Below are 16,465 nucleotides of genomic sequence, written 5' to 3'. Positions count from 1 at the left end.
CAGTCAAAAAACTACGGATTTACGCACCGAATCCTGCGCGATTCTGCTGTTTTCGGGAAAATCACCGCCGCTTAGTGCCTTTTTCCCCTATTTCCCTAGCCTATATTGTAACAGGCGTGTAAATCCGCCTTAACGAAGCTGACAGGGAACTGACCGTTGCTCGATCTAACCAACGTGCGCTCCACACTTTCCGACCATTATGACCTTGCTCCGAACCCCGATTTGGCGGCGTCGATGCAGGATGTTTACAGCAAGATGGACCGGGTGATCTCTCCGGCGGATTGGGCGATCTATGCGCCTTATGTCAAAGCCATCCAAGAGATGAAGGCCAAGCGCAATGCCGTGATCCTAGGCCACAACTACATGACGCCGGAAATCTTCCATGGCGTCAGCGATTTTGTCGGCGACAGCCTGCAACTGGCGATGGAAGCCACCGAGGTCGAGGCCGATGTGATCGTACAGGCCGGTGTGCATTTCATGGCCGAAACGTCTAAAATTCTTAGCCCAGACAAAATTGTCTTGATGCCAGACATGGGCGCGGGCTGCTCTTTGGCAGAATCCATCACCGCTGAGGGTATCGAAGATATGCGCGCCAAATATCCCGGCGCGCCGGTGGTGTCGTATGTCAACACCACGGCAGAAGTCAAAGCCGCGTCAGATATCTGTTGTACGTCGTCAAATGCGGTTCAAATCGTGGACGCGATGGAAAGCGACACCGTGATTATGACGCCGGATCAGTTCCTTGCGCAAAACGTGGCGAACCAGTCCAAGAAGAAAGTTGTCTTCTGGGAAGGGTCCTGCATCGTGCACGAACTTTACACAGCGGACGACCTGCGCGCCTATCGCGAGTTGGACCCAGAAGTTAAAATCATCGCACACCCGGAATGCACCCCGGACGTTGTGGCGGAATCCGATTTCACCGGCTCGACCAGCGGCATCATCAAGTGGGTGCACGACAACAAACCCGCCAAAGCGATGCTGGTCACGGAATGTTCGATGGCGTCGAACATCGCTGACGAACTGCCCGAAGTTGAATTCGCCAAGCCCTGCAACATGTGCCCCTATATGAAGAAAATCTCCTTGGAAAAGATCCTTTATGTGCTGCACACTATGGAAAATCAGGTCGAGGTGGATGCGGCGATCGCCGAAAAAGCGCGCCAGTCTGTTCAGGCGATGATCGACTTGTCTAAAAAGCTCGGCCTTTAAGCCCGATGCAAGAGATCGCCACCGACCGGATCGTCATCGTCGGCGCAGGGATGGGCGCGCTTTATGCCGCGCTGAAACTTGCGCCGCGCCCGGTTGTTGTGATCTCCCCTGAACCGCTTGGCAAGGGCGCGAGTTCGGCTTGGGCACAGGGCGGCGTCGCTGCCGCGATGGACGAAAGCGATAGTCCCGAAAGCCATGCGCATGACACGTTGAACGCTGGTGCGGGCACCGTGGACGCCGATGTGGCCAGCATGGTCACACAGGAAGCAAGAGAGCATATTCTTGATCTGACCAAACTCGGAACGCCCTTTGACCGGACCGAAGATGGCAAGTACGTCCTCAGCCGCGAGGCAGCGCATAGTTTTGCCCGTGTCGTGCGCGTCAAAGGCGATCAGGCCGGGGCGCAGATCATGGCCGCCTTGATCGAAGAAGCGCGCCAGACACCTTCGATCCAAGTGCTGGAAGGCACCATGGCGGTGGAGTTGGACGTCCAAGACGGCAAGGTCACCGGCGTCGCCATCCAAGAAAGCGATGAAACGCGGTCCGAGCCGGTCATGTTACGCGGATCCGCCTATTTGCTGGCTGGCGGTGGCTCTGGCGGGCTTTACGCGATCACCACCAACCCGCCGCGTATTCGCGGTCAGGTGATCGGTATGGCCGCGCGCGCCGGCGCGCAGATTGCGGATGCGGAATTCGTCCAATTCCACCCGACAGCCATGGACGTCGGCGAAGACCCTGCCCCGCTGGCCACCGAAGCCCTGCGGGGTGAAGGTGCCATTCTGATAAACAAACACGGTGAGCGGTTTATGCAAGCCGTACACCCAGACGCCGAACTCGCCCCACGCGATGTTGTTGCGCGGGCCATTTTTGCACAGCATCAGGCGGGCAATCGCCCAATGTTGGACACCCGCGCGGCGCTTGGTGCGTCGATCACAACCAACTTCCCTTCGGTCGCAGAATACTGCGCGCGCAATGGCATCGACCCTGTGAAAGAGCCGATCCCCGTGGCCCCGGCGGCCCATTACCACATGGGCGGCATTGCTACGGATCGAGCAGGCCGCGCCTCGCTGAAAAACCTATGGGTTTGCGGAGAGGCCTCTTCGACGGGACTGCACGGCGCGAACCGCTTGGCCTCCAACGGTTTGCTCGAAGCGCTGGTCTATGCCCGCATTTGCGCCGACGGAATTGCTTCACAGACCAATATCAGCGACGCCGCTCCTGTTGAAATCACCTTTGATGGCATTGGCTTTCCACCAGACCGGCAGGGTATTGCAGCGCTCCGGCGCACGATGACGGATCTGGTCGGCGTTGTGCGCAGTGGCGAAGGCCTGAAACAAGCGTTGTTTAACATCGCATCGCTTGAAGCCCGCGACCCCTCGCCCAGCTTTCAGAATATGTGTGCGACGGCCACGTTGATTGCCGCTGCAGCGCTTTTGCGCGAGGAAAGCCGCGGGGCGCACGAACGATCCGATTTCCCGAACACCTTGCCCGGCGCTGGCACGCGCTCCAAGATGACCTTTGCAGAGGCCAAGGCCCTGCGCGATCAACTTTCAGAGGAACCCGCATGAGTTTTGCCGCTGTCCCCGATTTGATCCTAGAGCCGATGGTGCGCAATGCCCTGATGGAAGACCTCGGCAGCTATGGCGATGTGACAACGCGTGCTGTGATCCCGGCGGAGACGACCTATGACGCCCGCATCAATGCGCGCGAGGATGCCGTTGTGTCCGGCATGCAGGTGGCCGCGCTGGCGTTTCGGTTGGTGGACCCAGAGCTGGAGGTGAAAACTCTGATCGCCGATGGGCAGCCCTGTAAAAAGGGCGACACGCTGATGGAGATCAGCGGTAAGGCTGCCTCGATCCTGTCTGGCGAACGTGTGGCCCTAAACTATGCCGGTCGCCTGACCGGCATCGCCACCATGACAGCCAGTTTCGTGGCCGAGACCAAAGGCACCAAAACCCGCGTGACTTGTACGCGCAAAACAACTCCGAACATGCGGTTGGTTGAAAAGTTGGCCGTGCTGCATGGCGGTGGGCACAATCACCGCTACTCGCTGTCAGATGCGATCCTGATCAAAGACAACCACATCGCCGCCGCCGGTGGTGTGCGGCAGGTGCTGCAGGCCACAAAGGCCCATGCAAGCCACATGATGACAGTTGAGATCGAAGTCGACACTTTGGCGCAACTCAAAGAAGTGCTCGACGTTGGCGGTGCGTCCGTCGTGCTTTTGGACAATATGGACAATGACACGCTGCGCGAAGCCGTGCAGATGGTCGATGGCCGAATGGTCACCGAAGCATCCGGTAACGTCCGCCTTGACCGGATTGCGTCGATTTCGGCGACCGGGGTGGATTACATTTCCTCCGGCGCGCTGACCCATTCGGCACGGACAGTGGATTTGGGGTTGGATTTCTGAAAGTCACATATTGCCGGGCTGCACCCGCCCGCGGTCAGGCGATGCCCTCAGCCCGCCAAAAATCAATTCTTCAACTGCGACGCAACTAACTCAGCAAACGCAATGTGGGTTTCTGCATCCCAGTGAATCGCATCCACCTCGCTCGCCTGCAGCGTGGCATTTGGATCGAGGAATGCACATCCCTTTTCCTCAGCAAGCAGCGCGAGTCGGCTTGGTAAACGTTCTGAAATGCCGACGGCATCACTGAACTCGAGGCGGCGACGATCACGTTGATCTGGATCTAGCGCACCATCAAGGCGAATAGACAATGGCGCGACCAGAATAAGCCGTGATGCGTCATCTCCAACCACTTCGTCAGATTTCAGAACCAGATCAATCAGATGGGCCAAACCCGCAGCGATGTCGAACTCTGACAATCCAAACCTGCGTTTGAAATCGTTGGTGCCCAGCATCAAGACAACATGATCAATCGGCTTATGCGACCGCAGTGCAACTGAAAGGTCGTCATACGCACTGTTGAGCCGCATAACTGGATCAAGCCCAGTGGCGGTGCGGCCACTTAGCCCCTCTGAAACGACGTCCCACTCTTCGCCAAGAACTTGCCCCAGGCGGCTGACCCATCGTACGCCGCGCGGATGCCTTTTTCCCGTCGCTGGGATTGATCCCCAAGTATTGGAATCCCCAAAACACAGAACGCGCTTTTCAGTCATTTTCGGTTGCTCCTCTGCCAGACTTGGCTTGGCAAAACAGAACTTAGTTAGGAATGGGCACGATGGCCAGCGCCTTGGACCGGGATCAACACGTTTGAAATAAAACAAAAAAGCCGGGCTAAAGCCCGGCCTACTTAGAATTCTTCTGGTTTGGCTTCGCGGGCCATGTGATCGAGCACCGCGTTCACGAATTTGCCTTCCTTCCCTTCCGGGAAAAAGGCCTGCGCGACCTGAACAAATTCGACAATCACAACCTTCGCCGGCGTATCGCCTTGCGTCAGTTCCGCCCCCGCTGCGCGGAACAAGGCGCGTAGGGTGCTGTCGATCCGGCCTAGTGGCCATTTCGCCACCAAGGCGCGGTTGGTCATCTGGTCGATCAACGCCTGATGGTTCACCGCCTCTTTCAGCAACATCGAGAACAACTCGACATCGCCTTCCAGCATGTCGTAGCCATCGAACGCTTCACCAAAGCGGTGATCCAGAAACTCGACCCGCACCTGGTCAAAGGACAGGCTGGAATGTTCCATCTGATAAAGCGCCTGCACCGCAAAAAAGCGGGCGGCGGATTTCATCTTGCGTTTCTGGTTGCCGGACAGGCCGGCTTTGGCCTCGGAAGTCATGCGGTTGGGCTACCCTTGCTGTCGCCCGCGATTTTCAATTCATCCGATGACGGAAGGAATCCGACACCTTTACGCGGGCCGCCCCATTTGCGCGAAAGCGCGACGAGATGCAAGGCCGCAGCCGCTGCCCCACCGCCTTTATTTTGATCTTTCGGATCAGCGCGCACTTCGGCCTGCTTGCGATTTTCAACCGTCAGGATGCCATTGCCGATGCACAGCCCCTGCAGGCCCAGCAACTGAATGGCGCGACTGCTGTCGTTGCAGACGGTATCGTAGTGCGTTGTCTCGCCCCGGATCACGCAGCCGAGCGCAACATAGCCATCAAAGTTCGACATCCGCTCCGCAATGCCAATCGCGGTTGGAATCTCCAAGGCGCCCGGCATTTCGACAATCTCATGCGTCGCACCGCAGGCCTCGATTTCAGCAATCGCACCGGCGACCAAATTGTCTGCGATATCTTTGTAATAAGGCGAAACAACGATCAGAATTTTGACTGGTTTGTCGAACTCTGGACGGGGCAGAATGTAATGCTGTTCAGCTGTGGCCATGGTTCACTCCACTTCGATAGGACGCGTGCCGACGATTTCGAGGCCATAGGCCTGCAGGCCCAGATAAACCGCCTGCGGAGAGTTCGTCAGCAAGATCAGGCGGCTCAGGCCAAGTTTGCTGAGGATTTGCGCCCCGATGCCGATCTGTTTGACCGTCCGGGGGCCAGCATCATCCTCTTGAAACAGCCGGTTCTTTGGTGAGCGGAACAGACACACCACACCGCGGCCTTCGCGGTCGACCGCCTCCATCGCAGAGCGCATTTCATCGGCGCGTTTTGCGCCCAGTCCCAGCATGTCTTTTTCGACTTTCAAGGCATGGGTCCGCACCAGCACAGGCTCATCCGTGGTAATGTCACCTTTGATCAACGCCACATGTTCCACGCCATGGGTCTGGTCCGTGAAGATGCGCATGTCCCAGCGGCCACCAAATTCAGAATCCACCATGCGCTGCGCGGTTTGCACCACCAGATTGTCGTTGCGAGAGCGGTAGCTGATCAGATCGCTGATCGTCCCGATCTTAAGGTCATGGGTCTTGGCAAAGTCCACCAGATCCGGCAGGCGCGCCATGGTGCCGTCTTCGTTCATAATCTCACAAATCACGGATGACGGATAATGCCCCGCCAAGCGGCTGACGTCACAGCCCGCTTCGGTATGGCCCGCGCGCACCAGCACACCACCCTTGCGCGCCCGCAGCGGGAAGACATGCCCCGGCGTCGCAATATCGGCTGCTGTGCATTTCGGGTTGATAGCCGTCGCAACCGTTAGCGCGCGATCGGCGGCGGAAATCCCTGTCGACACTCCTTCTCGCGCTTCGATCGAGACGGTGAAGGCCGTTTCGTGACGCGAGCTATTGTGCATCGCCATCATCGGCAGGCCCAGATCATCGATGCGCTCTGCTGGCAGCGTCAGGCAGATCAGGCCACGACCATGCGTGGCCATGAAATTGATCGCTTTGGCGTCTGCAAACGCCGCCGGAATCACCAGATCACCTTCGTTTTCGCGGTCTTCGTGATCGACAAGGATATACATGCGCCCCTGACGCGCGTCTTCGATGATCTCCTCAATCGGGCTGATCGCGTCGCGGAGGGCCTTTTCGACAGGACCCGGAGTTTCAAAGCTCATGGTGTGCCTTTCACAGCGGAATTTGCCAGTGCAATATCCGATCCCACCCGAGAAGACTAGTGGATCAATCTGCAAAACGCCGCTGCGTTTCTTAACATATCGAATGTCAGCGCTGCGCTGTCATCTCGGCCAAACGGGCGACATAACGGGCCATTGTGTCGATCTCTAGGTTGACCATATCTCCGACCTTGGCATTACCCCAAGTGGTAACCTGCTGCGTATGCGGGATCACGTTGATGCCAAACTCATTGCCCTCAACGTCATTCACCGTCAGAGACGTTCCGTTCAAAGTGACAGACCCTTTTTCGGCGATGAATTTCGCGAGGTCCTGCGGCGCACGGAAGGAAATCCGGGTGCTGTCGCCCTCATCTTCCATCTTGATGATCTCGGCGATGCCATCCACATGACCAGACACAATATGCCCACCCAGTTCATCGCCCACCTTCAACGCGCGTTCAAGGTTGACTTTCTTGCCCACGGACCAAGTATCAAGGTTTGTTTTGGATACGGTTTCCGCAGAGATTTCAACGTCATACCAATCGTCCCCCAGGGAAATCACCGTCAGGCATACGCCGTCCGACGCGATTGACGCGCCAAGATCGATCCCATCCGTGTCATAGGCCGTCTTGATCCGCGCCCGCAGATCGCCGCGCTGTTCCAACTCAATGATTTCGCCAATATCCGTGATGATCCCTGTGAACATGGTCGGCTCCGTCTGACACCTGTCTGCATTTCGTGTTCCACAGGTAACGCCCCGCCCCAAATTAGACAAGCCGCCTTACTTTGGCCCCGCGACTGGATTAACGTCGTTGAAAAGGCAGCATGATAAGCTGCCATATCGAGCAAAAACGACAGGCATACAAATGGCGCAGGTCAACAGCGACAACCGCGTGTTTCTTTTCTTGCAAGGTCCGCATGGCCCCTTCTTTCAGCGCCTTGCGGATATGCTGTGTCAATCCGGCGCGACCTGCTGGCGGGTGGGGTTTAATGCGGGTGATGCCTTCTTTTGGAAAGACCCAGCTTGCTTTATCCCATTTCAGGACGCGCCAGAGGAGTGGGAGCAAACCTACGAAGCGCTGCTGACAGAGAGAAACGTCACAGACATTGTGCTTTATGGCGACACCCGTGCGCACCACCGGGTCGCGGTCAAAATCGCCAAGGCGCGTGGGCTGACGGTGCATATCTTTGAAGAAGGCTACCTGCGTCCCTTCTGGGTGACCTATGAACGCGATGGCTCAAACGGCAATTCGCGTCTGATGGATATGACGATCCCGCAGATGACACTTGCCCTAGAAGGGTCAGACCTTGATCCACCGATGCCGCCTGCACATTGGGGCGACATGCGGCATCACGTTTTTTATGGCGCGCTTTACCATTGGTTTGTGATGTTCCGAAACCAAGGCTTTCGCAATTTCCGCCCGCATCGCGCCTTATCGGTCCAACAGGAATTTCGCCTCTATCTCCGCCGCCTGCTGCGTATGCCGTTCCATGCAATTGAACGCTGGCTGGCCACGCGACGCGTGACGCATGGGGGCTTCCCCTATCACGTTGCGCTCTTGCAGCTTGAACATGACAGTAGTTTTCAAGACCATTCCCCGTTTAGCTCCATGTCCGAATTCATTGAATTGGTGACAGAAAACTTTGCTGCCGGTGCACCAAAGCATCATCACCTAGTGTTCAAAGCCCACCCGCTGGAAGACGGCCGTGTGCCCGTCCGACAAACCATCGCGACTTGCGCCAAAAACCACGGCATTGCCGACCGCGTGCACTTTGTGCGCGGCGGAAAACTGGCGAAGCTTTTGAAAGAAGTGCGCAGCGCGGTGACCGTGAATTCAACCGCAGCACAGCAGGTGCTGTGGCGCGGTATTCCGCTGAAGATATTTGGCAAGGCTGTTTATGATCAGCCAGAGTTCATCTCTGACCAATCCCTGCGCGAATTTTTTGGCGGGGCGTTGCGCCCGGATATGGCGGCCTATCGCGACTACCGCCGCTATTTGCTGGAAACCAGCCAAGTTGCTGGAGGGTTCTATTCGCACAGAGGGCGCCAGCAACTTTTGCGCCAAGTGGTCGACATGATGCTTGCGCCAGAGGACCCGTATGATGCGTTGACATCCGGGACAGCGGCCCCACGGCAACAGTTGCGGGCCGTCAACTAGCGCGCGCCGCGCGTAAAGCTGGATTTTACCTCGCCTTTCAGGTAAGTTAGCAGCAAAATAAACCGAGGCAGAATAATAACAGGTCGAGGAGACCGAGCAGTGAAACCCCAAACTTCCCGCTGGGCGAAGGGTGTTGCCCTTATCGCGGCTTTGGCCGTTGTTGCATCTTGCGGCTTGCCACGACCCGGCCCCAACAAACGCGAAATCTATGCAGGCTCTGTCCAACAGAAAGGCGACGCCTTTGTTGTTTCCGTGAATGACCGCGTCACGCGCGCAACCGCTGTGGCCCCTGCACTTGGCTTTTCCGAATCTTTCAAAAGCGCTGGCACCCTTGGGTCTGATACCATCCGGCCGGGCGATGTGCTGTCGCTGACGATCTGGGAAAACGTCGACAAGCCCCTGCTTGGTCCGGAAGGTCAGGTCGCTGCCATTCTTGAAGAGGTCCAAGTGGATGGCGCAGGCTACATTTTTGTTCCCTACGCGGGCCGTATTCGCGCAGCGGGCAATACACCCGAAGCAATCCGCCGCGTGATCAAAGGCAAACTCGAAGATCAAACGCCTGATCCGCAGGTTGAAGTCCGCCGTGCTGCGGGCGACGGAGCAACGGTTTCCGTCGTTGGTGCAGTCGGCGCGCAAGGCGTTTACCCGATTGAACGCCCCACCCGCACGCTGGCGGCGATGCTGGCGAAATCTGGCGGCGTCACGATTGAACCTGAAATTGCGCAGGTCACAGTGCTGCGTCAGGGCTCGACCGGCAAAGTCTGGTTCCAAGACCTCTATGACAATCCACGGCTAGACATCGCATTGCGCGGTGGCGACCGCATTCTGGTCGAGGCCGACACCCGTGCCTTCACCGCCTTGGGCGCGACCGGCACCCAGAGCCGCGTGACTTTTGAATCGCAAAACCTCTCTGCCATCGAAGCGATCGCGCAGGTGGGCGGATTGAACTCTGCGGCTGCTGATCCCAAGGGCGTTTTTGTCTTCCGCAATGAGCCGGGCGAGATCGCCAACCAAGTGCTGGGGCGTGACGATCTGATCGGCGCACAGCGCATGGTTTATGTGCTTGATTTGACCGAACCCAACGGCATGTTCCACGCCCGCGACTTTGTGGTGCGCGATGGCGACACGCTTTACGTGACCGAAGCACCGTTCACAACTTGGGATAAGACCATTTCGTCCATCACCGGGTCGGCAACCTCTGTCAGCTCCTTGCAGACGCTTGGCACAGGCGGGTAATGCACCCCGCGACTGATGACATCACGATTGCCGCCGGAACCGATGGGTCCCGGCGGCTTTTTGTCTACAACGGCGGCTTTCTGACCCAAAAACGCGTGCGGCGTATTTTGGCGCTGTCTGGCTATCAAGTCAGCCTCGGCCTGCCCGGCCCCGATGATCTGATTGGCATCTGGGGCAAAAGCCCAACAGCCCATCGCGGCGAAAAGATCGCTGAACAACGCAATGTGGATATCCTAAGGGTCGAAGATGCCCCCCTGCGCAGCCTCTTTCCCGGCAAAATGGGCGAACCACCTGTTGGCCTGTTTCTGGATCGCAAGGGCGTGCATTTTGACCCAAGCCAACCGTCAGACCTTGAAACACTGCTGGCGACGCACCCTTTGGATGATACCGCGCTTTTGGACCGCGCGCGGGAATGCATCGCGCGGATACAAGACGCCCACCTCACCAAATACGCTGCCGTGCCCTTGGACACGTCTCTACCAGAACCGGGCTATGTGCTGGTCATCGATCAAACCCGTGGCGATGCTGCGGTTGCAGCCAGTAAAGCAGGCGACGCACATTTCCAAGAAATGCTTGTCATGGCGCAAGAGGAAAACCCCGGCGCGCCCATCCTGATCAAGACCCACCCGGAAACCCAGCAGGGCTTGCGCAGCGGCTATTTCTCGGAAAAAGACTGCAACGAGCGAATTTCCCTTTGGGACAGCCCCGTCAGCCCTTGGAAGCTGTTTGAAGGGGCAGTTGGTGTTTATACCCTCTCCTCGCAAATGGGATTCGAGGCGATTTTTGCCGGTCATAAGCCACGTGTTTTTGGCCAGCCTTTTTACGCAGGTTGGGGTCTGACAAACGATGAACGCCCGCCACCCCGCCGCCACCGGCACCTCACCCGCGCGCAGCTCTTTGCAGGCGCCATGTTGCTATATGCGAAATGGTACGACCCCTATCGCGATCAACTTTGCCCGCTTGAAACCGTGATCGGCCAGCTAGAGGCGCAGGCCCGCGCCTGGCGTGAAGATCACCAAGGTTGGAATGGGCACGGCATTCGCCTGTGGAAGCGCAAGCATTTCCAACGCTTTTTTGGCCAGCACAAACGTATGACCTTTCAGAAGCTTGAAAGCGACGAGGTGCGCTCAATGACATGGGGCACGCAAGACGGCCCAACGGGTAGCGCCCGCGTCGAGGACGGCTTTTTAAGGTCAAGAGGTCTGGGCGCTGAACTTGTGCCGCCGCTGTCGTTGATTGTGGATCACAGCGGTATTTACTACGACCCAGCGCGCCCCAGCGATCTGGAAAACCTGATTGCTGCGCGCGCCGACATGCGGCCGGATCAAAGACTGCGCGCTGTCAAATTGATCGAAAAGCTGAATGCGCTTGGGGTGAGCAAATATAACCTCGGAGGAACACAGCCAAAGCTGCCACAAGGCCGATTGATCTTTGTGCCCGGACAAGTCGAGGACGACGCGTCAATCCTGCGTGGCACGGATGAGATTTCAACCAACCGCGCGCTTCTGCTGGCCACGCGCGCCGCTCATCCAGAGGCGACGATCGTTTATAAGCCGCACCCCGATGTTGCGGCTGGCCTGCGCGAAGGCCATGTTGCCGATGCTGATCTGATCGCCGATCAGGTGCTTGAAGATGTCGATATGGGGTGGCTTTTGCAGCAAGTCGATGAGGTCTCAACCATGACCTCTTTGGCTGGCTTTGAGGCCCTGATCCGTGGTTGTCAGGTCACCACCTACGGCGCGCCTTTCTATGCAGGATGGGGGCTGACCCAAGACATGGGTAAAACACCGCTGCGCCGCCAAGCCCGCGTGGAACTGCCCGGTCTGGTCCATGCTGTCCTGATTGATGCGCCGCGCTACCTTGATCCTGTCACGCGCCTGCCTTGCCCTGTGGAAGTCGCTGTAGAGCGGTTGGCAGCGGGAGACATTCCGCACCCCGGATTGGTCAATCGCCTGCTGTCAAAAACGCAGGGAGTGTTTGCCAGTCGATCAGGGTTGTGGCGTTAGGTCGGACGCCGCCAAGTGCTCAGGACGTCCGCGCCAACCCTGCGCAGGTCTGCCAGTTCAAATCCCGGTGCATCTGCTAAACGTTCTACGCCCATCGCGCCAACACCGGGATAGCCCTCGGCCCCGATGACACGCCCGGCACCGAACACAAGCAATTCGTCCACCAGATCTGCCGCCAAAAGCGACGCAGCCAAAGCGCCCCCGCCTTCACAGAACACACGTGTCAAACCAGCAGCCCCCAAAGCCTGCAAGACCGAGGATGGCGCAAGATGCACGCCCTCAAGGTCACAGGGCAAAAGTCGCGCGCCAACCCCTTCCCATGCTCGGACCAGCTCGGCATCGGCATCTGCCCCATGGGCCAGCCACACAGGAACGTCTTTTGCAGTGCGTGCCAGATTGCCCATCAAGGGCAGGTCCAGCCGACGCGATACCACGACCCGCGCGGGCTGGCGTTCAATCCCAAGCCCACGAACAGTCAATGAAGGATCGTCGGCCCGCGCTGTGCCTCCCCCAACCATCACCGCATCATGGCGCGCGCGCATCATATGCACCGCACGGCGTGCTTCCGGTCCGGTGATCCACTGGCTTTCGCCCGTGGCCGTGGCAATGCGGCCATCCAAAGTTGTCGCCAGTTTCAGCGTCACAAAAGGGCGGCCTTGTTCGGTTTTCAGGAAGAACCCCTGCAAATCACGTGCGGCTTCTGCGGCAAGCACGCCTTGCGAAACCTCGATCCCCGCATCACGCAGCATCTGAAACCCTTTGCCCGACACACGCCCGTCACTGTCTTTGACGGCAACCACGACCCGCGCGACCTGCGCGTCGATCAAAGCCTGCGCACAGGGGGGAGTTTTTCCATGATGGGCACAGGGTTCAAGCGTGACATAGGCGGTTGCGCCTTTGGCTGCGGCCCCCGCCTGTGCGAGCGCTTCGGTCTCGGCATGAGGTCGCCCGCTAGGCTGGGTCCATCCGCGGCCAACAATGCGACCGTTGTTGACGATCACACAGCCGACTGCTGGATTGGGCCATGTCCGCCCCTGACCCCGCCGCCCCAATTCAAGGGCAAGCGCCATGTAGCGTTCGTCTGTCTGGATCACTCTTCCGTCTTCACGTTCGGTCGCAGTTCGGACACGAATTTATCAAAGTCATCTGCGGCTTGGAAGTTCTTGTAAACACTGGCAAATCGCACATAGGCCACGGTGTCGATCCGGGCCAAGGCCTCCATCACGATCTCACCGATTTGCTTTGACTGTATATCCGTCTCGCCCATGCTTTCCAGACGTCTGACGATACCTGAAATCATCTGATCAATGCGTTCTGGCTCAACCGGGCGTTTCTGCATGGAAATGCGGATCGACCGCTCCAACTTGTCGCGATCAAAGTCCTCTCGACGGCCATTTGATTTCACGACGACCAGATCGCGCAGCTGCACGCGTTCGTAGGTGGTGAAACGTCCACCGCAGGCCGGGCAGAAACGCCGCCGCCGGATCGAAACGTGATCCTCCGCAGGGCGCGAGTCTTTTACCTGAGTATCGATATTTCCGCAAAACGGGCAGCGCATGACGGTCCCCCACAGTTCTAAAGCCGCGTGCCTTTGGGCTGATGCCAAAGTTATCCACAGCCACTATAGGGGGATCGCTAGGGTTTGGGTAGTGGGGAAATGCAGCCCCTAAATCATGCGTTAACTGGGCGTCAGATGTGCCACAACCTGCCGATGGTGTGGCGCATTGCGATGTTCAAACAGGTAAATCCCCTGCCAGGTGCCCAGCACAGGCCGGCCATCGGCAACCGGGATCGACAAACTGACGGGCATCATCGCCGCCTTGATATGGGCGGGCATATCGTCCGGGCCTTCATACGTATGCGTCAGATAGGACATCGACAGGTCCGTCGTTGGCGGCACCAAACGATGAAAGAAATTGCGCAGGTCCGTCTGCACCTCTGGATCGGCGTTTTCCTGTATGAGCAAAGAACAGGACGTGTGGCGCACAAAGAGCGTCAGCAGCCCCTGTTCCACACCCTGATCGGCGACCCAACGCACAACATCACGCGTGAATTCATAGAGACCTTGACCGGAGGTTGAGAGGTCAAACCGAGTCTGCATCACTGCTCTCTCCTCTCAGCGTCTTGCCAGTCGGCCCTCAGAACAGCCGCTCGCCCATCTGATCGATCAGCGTCTTTGCCTTGCGCACGGCAGCTTCGTTGGCGGCGTCGACCGTTTGGAAGGTATCTGCACGGATCATGTGGTGTGTCTTAAGCGCGCCGCCGATTTCTTTCTCGATCCGCGCGCCAAGGCGGTAGTTGCTGCCTTCGGCCTGTGAATCCGGGAAAATCAGGAACCCCTTGTGCGTTTCCGGTTCGGGCGCTTTGGGGGCGGAACTGCCGAAGAGTTTTTTCAACAGGGACATCGTTTTCTCCTCAAAAGCAAACCGCCCCCGATGAGATCGGAGGCGGCAAGGTCTTATTGATCCAAGAAACTGCGCAGTTTGCGGCTGCGGCTTGGGTGTTTCAGCTTCCGCAAGGCTTTCGCTTCGATTTGGCGGATACGTTCGCGGGTCACGCTGAACTGCTGACCAACCTCTTCCAATGTGTGGTCGGTGTTCATCCCGATGCCAAAACGCATCCGCAGAACGCGTTCCTCGCGTGGTGTCAGAGAGGCCAGAACGCGGGTCGTGGTTTCCTTCAGGTTTTCCTGAATGGCAGAATCCAGTGGCAGAACCGCGTTTTTGTCTTCGATGAAATCACCGAGTTGACTGTCTTCCTCATCCCCGATTGGGGTCTCCAAGGAAATCGGCTCTTTGGCGATTTTCATCACCTTGCGCACTTTCTCAAGCGGCATCTGCAGCTTTTCGGCCAATTCTTCTGGCGTCGGTTCGCGACCGATTTCATGCAACATCTGACGGCCTGTCCGAACCAGTTTGTTGATCGTTTCGATCATGTGAACCGGGATACGGATGGTGCGCGCTTGGTCCGCAATCGACCGGGTGATTGCCTGACGGATCCACCATGTTGCATAGGTCGAGAATTTATAGCCACGGCGGTATTCGAACTTATCGACCGCCTTCATCAGGCCAATGTTACCTTCCTGAATAAGATCAAGGAATTGCAGGCCACGGTTCGTGTACTTTTTGGCGATGGAAATCACGAGACGCAGGTTCGCCTCAACCATTTCTTTTTTGGCCTGACGGGCTTCTTTCTCACCCTTCTGAACCTGCTGTACGATGCGGCGGAATTCAGAGATATCAAGGCCAACGTATGTACCGACCTGCGCCATGTCAGCACGCAGTTCTTCGACCTTGTCGACAGAGCGTTCCATGAACATCTGCCAGCCACGCCCCGGTTTCTGAGACATGTCTTCAAGCCAATTCGGATCAAGCTCACGACCGCGATAGGCTTCGATAAACTCACGGCGGTTGATCCGGGCTTGGTCGGCCAGCTTTACCATCGCGCTGTCAATCGACATGACGCGGCGGTTGATGCCGTAAAGCTGGTCGATCAGCGCTTCGATCCGGTTGTTGTGCAGGTGCAGTTCGTTCACCAGCAACACGATTTCGGAGCGCAGTTTTTGATAGCTATCTTCCTGCGAGGTCGAAAAGCTATTGTCTTCGTTCAGGGTTGCCGAGATCCGGCTATCCTGCATTTCCGACAATTTTTCATAATCGTCTGCAATGCGATCCAAAGTTTCTAGCACACGTGGCTTCAGGGCCGCTTCCATCGCGGCCAGCGACATATTCGCCTGATCGTCATCATCGTCGTCGTCATCATTGGCAATCGGATTGCCATCAGCGTCGAGTTCCTGCGCCTTTTCTTTCTTCTCGGTCTTCGTGTCGCCTGCTGCATCCACGACGGTCTCTTCGTCATCTTCGTCTCCCATCTGGTCACCAAAGGTGGTTTCCAGATCGATGACGTCGCGCAGCAGAATGTCTTCGGTCAGAAGTTCGTCACGCCAGATGGTGATCGCTTGGAAGGTCAGCGGGCTTTCACAAAGCCCCGCAATCATCGTATTGCGGCCAGCCTCGATGCGCTTTGCAATCGCGATTTCGCCTTCACGAGAAAGCAGCTCAACAGAGCCCATCTCGCGCAGGTACATGCGTACCGGATCGTCGGTACGATCCAGTTTTTCCTGATTACCAGAGCCCAGCGCCACTTCACGGCTTGCTGATGAGGTATCGACCAGCGCGGTGGATTTCTGCTCTTCTTCCTCGACTTCCTCGTCTTCGATAATGTTGATGCCCATTTCAGACAGCATCGACATCACGTCTTCGATTTGTTCGGAATTGACTTGATCAGGCGGCAGAACGGCATTCAGACGGTCGTAGGTGATATACCCCTTCTCCCGAGCCTCAGCGATCATCTTTTTGACGGCCGTCTGGCTCATGTCCATGGAAACGTCGTCGTCCTGATCATCATCGGGCTTGCGGTCGTCGTTGTCTTTTGCGGCCATTCGCTGC

General features: G+C 57.5%; 16 protein-coding genes. 6 read left to right on the top strand and 10 right to left on the bottom strand.

Translation table 11 applies throughout. The annotated features are described in order from the left end of the window. The first annotated feature begins 156 nt into the window (after nt 1–156). The 3 genes from nadA to nadC are packed head-to-tail and all read left to right on the top strand — an operon-like array spanning nt 157 to nt 3,619. Nucleotides 157–1,206: a quinolinate synthase NadA gene (gene nadA / locus BUA39_RS14500; protein ID WP_072793940.1), complete on the top strand. Its 1,050-nt coding sequence runs from the start codon at nt 157–159 to the stop codon at nt 1,204–1,206. A 5-nt stretch (nt 1,207–1,211) separates the two neighbouring features. Beyond that, the gene (locus BUA39_RS14495) at nt 1,212–2,774 is read left to right on the top strand and encodes an L-aspartate oxidase (RefSeq protein ID WP_072793939.1); all 1,563 of its coding nucleotides are present in this window, start codon (nt 1,212–1,214) and stop codon (nt 2,772–2,774) included. Then, entirely contained in the window at nt 2,771–3,619 is an 849-nt protein-coding gene (nadC, locus tag BUA39_RS14490) for a carboxylating nicotinate-nucleotide diphosphorylase (RefSeq protein ID WP_072793938.1), read from the top strand. The genes BUA39_RS14495 and nadC overlap by 4 nt, the downstream gene beginning before the upstream one ends. Nucleotides 3,620–3,681: 62 nt before the next feature. On the opposite strand, the gene BUA39_RS14485 is transcribed toward nadC, so the two are convergent. The 5 genes from BUA39_RS14485 to BUA39_RS14465 all read right to left on the bottom strand — a co-directional run bounded on the left by BUA39_RS14485 (nt 3,682) and on the right by BUA39_RS14465 (nt 7,322). After that, entirely contained in the window at nt 3,682–4,329 is a 648-nt protein-coding gene (locus BUA39_RS14485) for a GDSL-type esterase/lipase family protein (RefSeq protein ID WP_072793937.1), read from the bottom strand. Nucleotides 4,330–4,463: 134 nt separating this feature from the next. Beyond that, nucleotides 4,464–4,949, bottom strand: coding sequence for a transcription antitermination factor NusB (gene nusB / locus BUA39_RS14480; RefSeq protein WP_072793936.1), 486 nt, complete (start codon nt 4,947–4,949; stop codon nt 4,464–4,466). Beyond that, nucleotides 4,946–5,497 carry a 6,7-dimethyl-8-ribityllumazine synthase gene (locus tag BUA39_RS14475; RefSeq protein WP_072793935.1) on the bottom strand — a complete coding sequence of 184 codons (552 nt, stop codon included), beginning with the start codon at nt 5,495–5,497 and terminating at the stop codon, nt 4,946–4,948. The genes nusB and BUA39_RS14475 overlap by 4 nt, the downstream gene beginning before the upstream one ends. A gap of 3 nt (nt 5,498–5,500) precedes the next feature. Then, nucleotides 5,501–6,619 (bottom strand): 3,4-dihydroxy-2-butanone-4-phosphate synthase, encoded by a 1,119-nt coding sequence (gene ribB, locus BUA39_RS14470; RefSeq protein ID WP_072793934.1) that lies wholly within the window; start codon nt 6,617–6,619, stop codon nt 5,501–5,503. 106 nt (nt 6,620–6,725) lie between these two features. Continuing rightward, a complete protein-coding gene (locus BUA39_RS14465; protein WP_072793933.1) occupies nt 6,726–7,322 on the bottom strand; it encodes a riboflavin synthase in 597 nt (198 codons plus the stop codon). Nucleotides 7,323–7,482: 160 nt separating this feature from the next. On the opposite strand from BUA39_RS14465, the gene BUA39_RS14460 reads away from it, so the two are divergent. The 3 genes from BUA39_RS14460 (at nt 7,483) to BUA39_RS14450 (ending at nt 12,017) form a co-directional block, all read left to right on the top strand. Then, the gene (locus tag BUA39_RS14460; RefSeq protein WP_072793932.1) at nt 7,483–8,775 is read left to right on the top strand and encodes a capsule biosynthesis protein; all 1,293 of its coding nucleotides are present in this window, start codon (nt 7,483–7,485) and stop codon (nt 8,773–8,775) included. A gap of 99 nt (nt 8,776–8,874) precedes the next feature. Then, on the top strand, nt 8,875–10,011 hold the full coding sequence (locus BUA39_RS14455) for a polysaccharide biosynthesis/export family protein (protein WP_072793931.1): 1,137 nt from the start codon (nt 8,875–8,877) through the stop codon (nt 10,009–10,011). Beyond that, on the top strand, nt 10,011–12,017 hold the full coding sequence (locus BUA39_RS14450) for a capsular polysaccharide biosynthesis protein (RefSeq protein WP_072793930.1): 2,007 nt from the start codon (nt 10,011–10,013) through the stop codon (nt 12,015–12,017). The genes BUA39_RS14455 and BUA39_RS14450 overlap by 1 nt, the downstream gene beginning before the upstream one ends. Here BUA39_RS14450 and ribD read toward each other — a convergent pair. From ribD to rpoD, 5 genes are all read right to left on the bottom strand, one after another. Further along, on the bottom strand, nt 12,014–13,108 hold the full coding sequence (ribD, locus tag BUA39_RS14445; protein WP_278246332.1) for a bifunctional diaminohydroxyphosphoribosylaminopyrimidine deaminase/5-amino-6-(5-phosphoribosylamino)uracil reductase RibD: 1,095 nt from the start codon (nt 13,106–13,108) through the stop codon (nt 12,014–12,016). The two genes, BUA39_RS14450 and ribD, sit on opposite strands and share 4 nt — an antisense overlap. Beyond that, complete coding sequence (gene nrdR, locus BUA39_RS14440) at nt 13,108–13,575, bottom strand: transcriptional regulator NrdR (protein WP_072793929.1); 468 nt, start codon at nt 13,573–13,575, stop codon at nt 13,108–13,110. Before nrdR ends, ribD begins: the two co-directional genes overlap by 1 nt. A 120-nt stretch (nt 13,576–13,695) precedes the next feature. After that, on the bottom strand, nt 13,696–14,118 hold the full coding sequence (locus BUA39_RS14435) for a secondary thiamine-phosphate synthase enzyme YjbQ (protein WP_072793928.1): 423 nt from the start codon (nt 14,116–14,118) through the stop codon (nt 13,696–13,698). 37 nt (nt 14,119–14,155) lie between these two features. After that, nucleotides 14,156–14,422, bottom strand: a complete 267-nt coding sequence (locus BUA39_RS14430; protein WP_072793927.1) for an HlyU family transcriptional regulator — start codon at nt 14,420–14,422, stop codon at nt 14,156–14,158. A gap of 53 nt (nt 14,423–14,475) precedes the next feature. Next, nucleotides 14,476–16,458 (bottom strand): RNA polymerase sigma factor RpoD, encoded by a 1,983-nt coding sequence (gene rpoD, locus BUA39_RS14425; RefSeq protein WP_072793926.1) that lies wholly within the window; start codon nt 16,456–16,458, stop codon nt 14,476–14,478. Nucleotides 16,459–16,465 lie beyond the last annotated feature (7 nt).

Origin of the sequence: Cognatishimia maritima (assembly GCF_900129685.1) — a bacterium.
Taxonomy (GTDB): domain Bacteria; phylum Pseudomonadota; class Alphaproteobacteria; order Rhodobacterales; family Rhodobacteraceae; genus Cognatishimia; species Cognatishimia maritima.
Note: the sequence above shows the minus strand (reverse complement) of the source record. Positions and strands in the feature narration are given on the sequence as shown.

What these genes read in the sequence shown, in the direction of transcription:
- BUA39_RS14495 (WP_072793939.1), top strand. Translation starts at nt 1,212, where the DNA reads ATGCAAGAGATCGCCACCGACCGGATCGTCATCGTCGGCGCAGGGATG.
- nadC (WP_072793938.1), top strand. Translation starts at nt 2,771, where the DNA reads ATGAGTTTTGCCGCTGTCCCCGATTTGATCCTAGAGCCGATGGTGCGC.
- BUA39_RS14485 (WP_072793937.1), bottom strand. Translation starts at nt 4,329, where the DNA reads ATGACTGAAAAGCGCGTTCTGTGTTTTGGGGATTCCAATACTTGGGGA.
- nusB (WP_072793936.1), bottom strand. Translation starts at nt 4,949, where the DNA reads ATGACTTCCGAGGCCAAAGCCGGCCTGTCCGGCAACCAGAAACGCAAG.
- BUA39_RS14475 (WP_072793935.1), bottom strand. Translation starts at nt 5,497, where the DNA reads ATGGCCACAGCTGAACAGCATTACATTCTGCCCCGTCCAGAGTTCGAC.
- ribB (WP_072793934.1), bottom strand. Translation starts at nt 6,619, where the DNA reads ATGAGCTTTGAAACTCCGGGTCCTGTCGAAAAGGCCCTCCGCGACGCG.
- BUA39_RS14465 (WP_072793933.1), bottom strand. Translation starts at nt 7,322, where the DNA reads ATGTTCACAGGGATCATCACGGATATTGGCGAAATCATTGAGTTGGAA.
- BUA39_RS14460 (WP_072793932.1), top strand. Translation starts at nt 7,483, where the DNA reads ATGGCGCAGGTCAACAGCGACAACCGCGTGTTTCTTTTCTTGCAAGGT.
- BUA39_RS14450 (WP_072793930.1), top strand. Translation starts at nt 10,011, where the DNA reads ATGCACCCCGCGACTGATGACATCACGATTGCCGCCGGAACCGATGGG.
- nrdR (WP_072793929.1), bottom strand. Translation starts at nt 13,575, where the DNA reads ATGCGCTGCCCGTTTTGCGGAAATATCGATACTCAGGTAAAAGACTCG.
- BUA39_RS14435 (WP_072793928.1), bottom strand. Translation starts at nt 14,118, where the DNA reads ATGCAGACTCGGTTTGACCTCTCAACCTCCGGTCAAGGTCTCTATGAA.
- BUA39_RS14430 (WP_072793927.1), bottom strand. Translation starts at nt 14,422, where the DNA reads ATGTCCCTGTTGAAAAAACTCTTCGGCAGTTCCGCCCCCAAAGCGCCC.
- rpoD (WP_072793926.1), bottom strand. Translation starts at nt 16,458, where the DNA reads ATGGCCGCAAAAGACAACGACGACCGCAAGCCCGATGATGATCAGGAC.